Below are 7,091 nucleotides of genomic sequence, written 5' to 3'. Positions count from 1 at the left end.
CGGGGCTGAGCGCCGTCAGGCGATCAGCCCGTCGACGAGGATGCGGTAGGAGTAGGTCATCGCGATGGCGGTCAGCGGGCCGGTCACCAGCAGCGGGATCCCGCACAGCAGCAGCGAGACGAAGGTCAGCACCACGACCGCCAGCGCCAGCAGCAGCACCGGCCCCACATTCGCGATCACCAGTTCGGCGCTGGCCTTGATCGCCGAGAACGGGTCCAGGTCGCGGTCGATGACGAAGTGCAGCGAGAACATGCACAGGAAGCCGACGATGAAGGCCGGGATCACGAACAGCACCATGCCGATGCACGCGGCGACGAACACGAGCAGCGCGGTCAGTAATACGTTGCCCGCGTTGACGAATCCGAAGAACGCCTGGAAATCCGGTGGGGTGCCGTCGCATTCGTAGAGGCCGCCGCGAATCATGGCCGCCTGCAACAGCCACACCACCAGCGCGACCACCAGGAAGATCAGCAGAATCGGCAGCAGCGAGTTCACGTCGCCGACGTTGATCACCAGCGTGACCGCGAGGTAGGCGACGAATCCCACGAGGGTGATGGCGATCCACGGAATCGGGTTGTCGCGGAACTTGTGCCAGCCGTAGCCGAGCGCGTCGCCCACGTTGAGCCCGGCCGGTGGGGGAGCGGGCGGGGCATGCTGCGGCTGGCCGTATCCCGGTGGCGCCTCGGCGTACCGGGGCGGCGTATCCCCGGGCGGCGCCCACCCGGACGCCTGCCCGGGTGGACCATACGACGGCTCGCCGTAGCCCGGCATCGGTTGTGCCGGTGTGCCATAGCCAGGCCCGCCCTGGCCGGGTGCCCCGCCCGGCGGTGCGTAACCGGGACCGCCCTGGCCTGATGCCGCGCCCGGGGGTGTGCCGTAGCCGGTGCCCTCACGGCCTGGTGCGTTGCCCTCGGGCGCCCCGTAGGTGGAGCCGCCTCGGCCCGGCGCGGTGCCCGCAGGCTCCCCGTAGCCGGTGTCCGAGGGGGTCTGGCTACCGCCGGGCGCGTCACGGGGGGCGGTTTGCGGCGACGGTATGGGGGCCGCCGGGCCCGTCTGCTGCGACGACATCGCGGGCGGCGGCGCCACCGGTTCGCTGCCGTACTGTGCGGCACCCGGGCCCTCGAACTGGGGATATCCGGCCGCACCGGGCATCTCGTGGCGGCCGTGCTCGCGGGGCGATTCGGCGCCGGAGGCGGGCTCGGGGTCGTGATGCTGTCCGGAAGCTGCCGCGGGCCGCCGCTCACCGCCCTCCGCCGGTGTGTCGCCGGACGATGCCGCCTCGCGGCGCGTCGGCTCCGAGTGCGGGGTGTCGGTCATCGGGAGGACCTTTCGATCACCTGGGTTACGGTGTGGCACACAGCAGTTGACGATGAGACAACCGGACGGGCCAGGATGTGTCAAGCAACCGCGGTCCGGGTGTTCGGTGGTGCCTGACCACAATCCGGCAGTGGTAGCAAATGCTTCACAATGACACGCCGAGCGACGCGCGAAAGGTTGTCGAACCGCTCGCTGAAAGTGACCTGAAGCGAGTAACTTGGATCGCGATGACCGCACTATTGGCCGAACGCGCCGCCGAAGTCGTGTCCGCGGCACAACAGTTGCTCACAAAGCGAATGGGTGCTCCGGTAAAGCTGAGCGATCCGATCGAGCTCAGCGGCAGTGGCAGGACGACGGTACTGCGTGTGCGTGTTGCGGAGAACGCCTTTTCACTTCCACGGACCTTGATCGTCAAGCAGGTCCGCGGTGCCGCGCAGGATCGCCGCATCGGCGGCCTGGCACCCGGTGTGGCCAGCATCGACTCCGCATTCCTGCGTGAGGCGGTGTCGTATCAGTTCACCACCGCGCTGAGCAGCCAGCATCGCCCCGGCGCGTACCTGCTGGCGCACAGCCTGCCCGAGCGACTGCTGATCCTCAGCGACCTCGGGGAGAACACCTCGATGACGACGGTCCTGCAGTCCGGCGCCGAACCGGCCACGCGCAATGCGCTGATGGCCTTCGCGCAGGCGCTGGGCCGCATGCACGCCGCGACCGTCGGCCGCGAGCCGGATTTCGTGGCGCTGCTGCGCCGGGTCGACGTGGTGCATCGCGTCGACGGCATCGCCGAACAGGCGGAGGCGGCGATCGGCGAGGTGCCCGGCCTGCTGTCCCGCGAGCTCGGCATCGAGGTGCCGGGCGAGATCGCCGAGCGGATCGTGCGCGGCAACCGGTTGTTCTCGGCCGGGCGGTTCCGCGCCTTCAGCCCGTCGGACCTGTGCCCCGACAACGTGATTCTCAACGAGGAGGGCGCGCGGTTCCTCGACTACGAGTGGGGCGGTTTCCGCGACGCCACCCTCGACATCGCCTACGCGCTGGTGTCGTTCCCGGGCTGCCTGTGCGATTTCGAGCTGTCGCGGGAGCGGGCGCGCCAGATGGTGGAGGCGTGGCGTTCGGAGGTGGTCGGCGTGTGGCCCGCCCTCGCCGACGACGCGCTGCTGGCCGAGCGGATCCTGGAGGCCCGCCTGATCTGGGTGTGGCTGACCACCTACTGGTTCCTGCCCGGCGACCACACCCGCATCGCCGCCGCCCGCGAGCACGGCCTGTCGGTCCCGCGCTCGGCCGCCCTCATCAACCGCTGGGCCGCCCTGGCCGAGGACGCCCGCTGCACCGGCGACGACGCCCTGGGCGATTTCGCCGAACACGTCTCCGCCACCCTCGAGGAGTACTGGGAGGAGTAGGGCTGTCGGACCTCGCCGGTACCGTCGTCAGGTGTGAGTGACGGACTGTTCGAGGCGCCGGGCGCGGAGTCGGCGACGGGGACCGCGGTGGAGTTCCGTGGTGCGGGCGAGCACGTCCCGCTGGCGGTGCGGATGCGTCCGGCGAGCCTGGACGAGGTGGTGGGGCAGCAGCATCTGCTGGGCCCCGGGTCGCCGCTGCGGCGCCTGGTGGAAGGGTCGGGCGCGGCGTCGGTGCTGCTGTTCGGGCCGCCCGGCACGGGCAAGACCACGCTCGCATCCCTGATCTCGCATGCCACCGGCCGCCGCTTCGAGGCGCTCTCGGCGCTGTCGGCGGGGGTGAAGGAGGTCCGCGCCGTCATCGACCTCGCCCGGCGGCGGCTGCTGGCGGGCGAGCAGACGGTGCTGTTCATCGACGAGGTGCACCGTTTCTCCAAGACCCAGCAGGACGCGCTGCTCGCGGCGGTGGAGAACCGGGTGGTCCTGCTGGTCGGCGCGACCACGGAGAACCCCTCGTTCTCGGTGGTGTCGCCGCTGCTGTCCCGCTCGCTGGTGCTGCAGCTGCAGTCGTTGTCCGAGGGCGATATTCGCGCGGTGCTGCGGCGGGCCGTCGCGGACCCGCGCGGGCTGGCCGGGCAGTACACCGTCTCGGAGGCGGCGCTGGACCACATCGTCCGCATCGCGGGCGGCGACGCGCGCCGCGCCCTGACGGCACTGGAGGCCTCGGCGGAGTCGTCGCTGGACGGCACGGTCGAGGTCGACCTGGTGGAGGCCAGCGTCGACAAGGCGGCGGTGCGCTACGACCGCGCGGGCGACCAGCACTACGACGTCATCAGCGCGTTCATCAAATCGCTGCGCGGCTCCGACGTCGACGCCGCCCTGCACTATCTGGCCCGCATGATCAGCGCGGGCGAGGATCCCCGATTCATCGCCCGCCGCTTGATGATTCAGGCCAGCGAGGATGTCGGCATGGCCGACCCGACCGCCCTGCAGACCGCCGTGGCCGCCGCCCAGGTGGTGCAGCTGGTCGGCATGCCGGAGGCGCAACTGGCACTGACCCACGCCACCATCCACATCGCCACCGCCCCGAAATCCGGCGCCGTGGCCGCCGCCATCGGCGCCGCGCTGTCGGATATCGGCCAGGGCAAAGCGGGCGTGGTCCCACCACACCTGCGCGACGGCCACTACGCGGGCGCGGCGAAACTCGGCAACGCCCAGGGCTACAAGTACCCGCACGACCACCCGGACGGCGTGCTGCCGCAGCAGTATCCGCCCGATGAGCTGATCGGCACGGACTACTACCACCCGACCGATCACGGCTACGAACGCGAGGTCGGTCCGCGCGTCACGAAACTGCGCCGCATCGTGCGGGACGGCTGAGCCCGTACTCGCCCGTCCCGCGTGTTGCCCGCGAGCCGGTGCGGGCCACCGCCGAGCGAACCGAAGGCAATAGGCACGGGAAACTCTCTGGACCGCTCCCGGTAGGCTGGATATCTGTGCAGACCCACGAGATTCGACGGCGCTTCCTGGAGCATTTCGTCCGTGCCGGACATACCGAGGTCCCCAGTGCCTCGCTGATCCTGCCGGACCCCAACCTGCTGTTCGTCAACGCGGGCATGGTCCAGTTCAAGCCGTACTTCCTGGGTCAGGAGGCGGCGCCGTTCCCGCGCGCGACGAGCGTGCAGAAGTGCGTGCGCACCGGCGATATCGACGAGGTCGGCGTCACCACCCGGCACAACACCTTCTTCCAGATGGCGGGCAACTTCTCCTTCGGCGACTACTTCAAGGAGGGGGCCATCACCCTCGCCTGGGAGCTGATCACCAAGTCGCAGGAGGAGGGCGGCTTCGGATTCGATCCCGAGCGGATCTGGGTGACGGCCTACGAATCGGATCCGGAGGCCGCCGAGATCTGGGCCCGCGTCGCCGGAATCCCCGCCGAGCGCATCCAGTTCCGCGACGGCAAGGACAACTACTGGGACATGGGCGTGCCCGGCCCCGGCGGCCCGTGCTCGGAGATCTACTTCGACCGCGGCCCCGAGTACGGGAAGGACGGCGGCCCGGTCGCCGACGAGGACCGCTACCTCGAGATCTGGAACCTCGTCTTCATGCAGGACATCCGCGGCGAGCTGAGCCCCAAGGAAGGGCATCCGCCGATCGGGTCGCTGCCGAAGAAGAACATCGACACCGGCATGGGCGTCGAGCGCGTCGCCATGCTGCTGCAGGGCGTCGACAACGTCTACGAGACCGATCTGCTGCGCCCGATCATCACCAAGGCCGAGGAACTGACCGGCAAGAAGTACGCCATCGATCATGCCGACGACGTGCGTTTCCGGGTGATCGCCGATCATGCGCGCAGCGCCGCCATGCTGATCTCCGACGGCGTCAACCCCGGCAACGACGGCCGCGGCTACGTGCTGCGCCGCCTGCTGCGCCGCATCGTGCGCTCGGCCCGGCTGCTCGGCGCCGAGAAGCCGGTGATGGGCGAGTTCATGAAGATCGTCAGCGAGCTCATGTCGCCGTCGTATCCGGAGCTGGCGAGCGATTTCAAACGCATCGAGAACGTCGCCGTCGGCGAGGAGACCGCCTTCCTCAAGACGCTGACCACCGGGTCGCGGCTGTTCGACGAGACCGTCGCCGAGGTGAAGTCCGGCGGCGGCAGGAAGATCGCGGGCTCGGACGCCTTCACCCTGCACGACACCTACGGCTTCCCGATCGACCTGACCCTGGAGATGGCCGCCGAGGCCGGGCTCGAGGTCGACGAACAGGGCTTCCGCACGCTGATGGCCGAGCAGCGCCAGCGCGCCAAGGAGGATGCGGCCGCCCGCAAGCACGCGCACGCCGACCTGTCGGTCTACACGGAACTGGTCGACCGCGGCGCCACCGAGTTCACCGGATTCGACGAACTCGCCACCGAGGCCACCGTGCTCGCGCTGATCGCCGACGGCGTCCGGGTGCCGACCGCGACCGCGGGGCAGGACGTCGAGGTGATCCTGGACCGCAGCCCGCTCTACGCGGAGTCCGGCGGTCAGATCGCCGACCGCGGATCGATCACCGCGCCCGGGCTGAAGCTGCGCGTCAACGACGTGCAGAAGATCGCCAAGAAGCTGTGGGTGCACAAGACCACGGTCGAACAGGGCCAGCTCACCGAGGGCGACACCGTGCTCGCCCAGGTCGATCCGGCCTGGCGGCGCGGCGCCACCCAGGGCCACTCCGGAACCCACATGGTGCACGCCGCGCTGCGGCAGGTGCTCGGCCCGAACGCGGTGCAGGCGGGTTCGCTGAACAAGCCCGGCTACCTGCGCTTCGATTTCAACTGGCAGGGTCAGCTCAGCGAGCAGCAGAAGGCCGATATCGAGGCCGTGTCCAACGACGCGGTCGGCTCCGACTTCCCCGTCAACACCTTCGTCACCGATCTGCCCAAGGCCAAGGCCATGGGCGCGCTGGCGCTGTTCGGCGAGAACTACGGCAGCGAGGTGCGCGTCGTGGAGATCGGCGGGCCGTTCTCGATGGAGCTGTGCGGCGGCACTCACGTCGAGCATTCCTCGCAGATCGGCCCGATCACCGTGCTGGGGGAATCGTCGGTCGGCTCCGGCGTGCGGCGCGTCGAGGCATTCGTGGGCCTGGACTCCTACAAGTATCTGGCGAAGGAGCGCGCGCTGCTGGCCGGTGTGGCGTCGTCGCTGAAGGTGCCCAGCGAGGAGGTGCCCGGCCGCGTCGAGCAGCTGGTCGAGCGCCTCAAGGCCGCCGAGAAGGAGCTCGAGCGCACCAAGGCGCAGGCGGTGCTGTCGCAGGCCGGGACGTTCGTCGAGCAGGCGCAGCGCACCGGCAAGGTGCTGCTGGTGGCCGCCGCCGCGCCCGAGGGCGTGGGCGCGGGCGATCTGCGCACCCTCGCCACCGATATCCGCGGCCGGTTCGGCTCCGAACCCGCCGTGGTCGTGCTGCTCGGCAATGCCGACGGCAAGGTGCCGTTCGTGGTCACGGTGAACAAGCCCGCGCAAGAGCTCGGGTTCCGATCCGGTGACCTGGTCGGCAGCTTCGGCCCGAGCATCGCCGGTCGCGGCGGCGGCAAGCCGGAGATGGCGCAGGGCGCCGGATCCGACCCGTCGGGCATCGAGGCGGGGCTGGCCGCGGTACGGGCGCGGGTGGCCGAGCTGGCCGCCTGATGGACACCTCCGAGAGTTCGGAGTCGCCCGGGCCCCCCCGCCCCGGCGGCCCCCCGCCCCGGGTCGAAAGGCCCAGGTGCGCGACCCGAACGGGCGCCGGGTGAGCTGTACGTGGCCGGTGGCCAGCTCTCGCGCGGGTATCTGGGGCGGCCGGGCCTCACCGCGGCCCGTTTCGTCGCGAACCCGTTCGGGCCGCCGGGATCTCGGCTCTACCGCA

General features: G+C 70.3%; 4 protein-coding genes. 3 read left to right on the top strand and 1 reads right to left on the bottom strand.

Annotated features, from left to right (window positions below; translation table 11 throughout):
* Nucleotides 1-15 precede the first annotated feature (15 nt).
* The gene (locus QH290_RS10645) at nt 16-1,317 is read right to left on the bottom strand and encodes a hypothetical protein (RefSeq protein WP_280382718.1); all 1,302 of its coding nucleotides are present in this window, start codon (nt 1,315-1,317) and stop codon (nt 16-18) included.
* A gap of 227 nt (nt 1,318-1,544) precedes the next feature.
* Here QH290_RS10645 and QH290_RS10640 point away from each other — a divergent pair, with 227 nt between their 5' ends.
* The 3 genes from QH290_RS10640 to alaS all read left to right on the top strand — a co-directional run bounded on the left by QH290_RS10640 (nt 1,545) and on the right by alaS (nt 6,874).
* On the top strand, nt 1,545-2,714 hold the full coding sequence (locus QH290_RS10640) for a phosphotransferase family protein (protein WP_280382717.1): 1,170 nt from the start codon (nt 1,545-1,547) through the stop codon (nt 2,712-2,714).
* Nucleotides 2,715-2,747: 33 nt separating this feature from the next.
* Complete coding sequence (locus tag QH290_RS10635) at nt 2,748-4,091, top strand: replication-associated recombination protein A (RefSeq protein WP_280382716.1); 1,344 nt, start codon at nt 2,748-2,750, stop codon at nt 4,089-4,091.
* A gap of 116 nt (nt 4,092-4,207) precedes the next feature.
* On the top strand, nt 4,208-6,874 hold the full coding sequence (gene alaS, locus QH290_RS10630) for an alanine--tRNA ligase (protein WP_280382715.1): 2,667 nt from the start codon (nt 4,208-4,210) through the stop codon (nt 6,872-6,874).
* The last annotated feature ends 217 nt before the right edge of the window (nt 6,875-7,091 follow it).

Source organism: Nocardia wallacei (genome assembly GCF_029869545.1).
GTDB classification, from domain to species: domain Bacteria; phylum Actinomycetota; class Actinomycetes; order Mycobacteriales; family Mycobacteriaceae; genus Nocardia; species Nocardia wallacei_A.
Note: the sequence above shows the minus strand (reverse complement) of the source record. Positions and strands in the feature narration are given on the sequence as shown.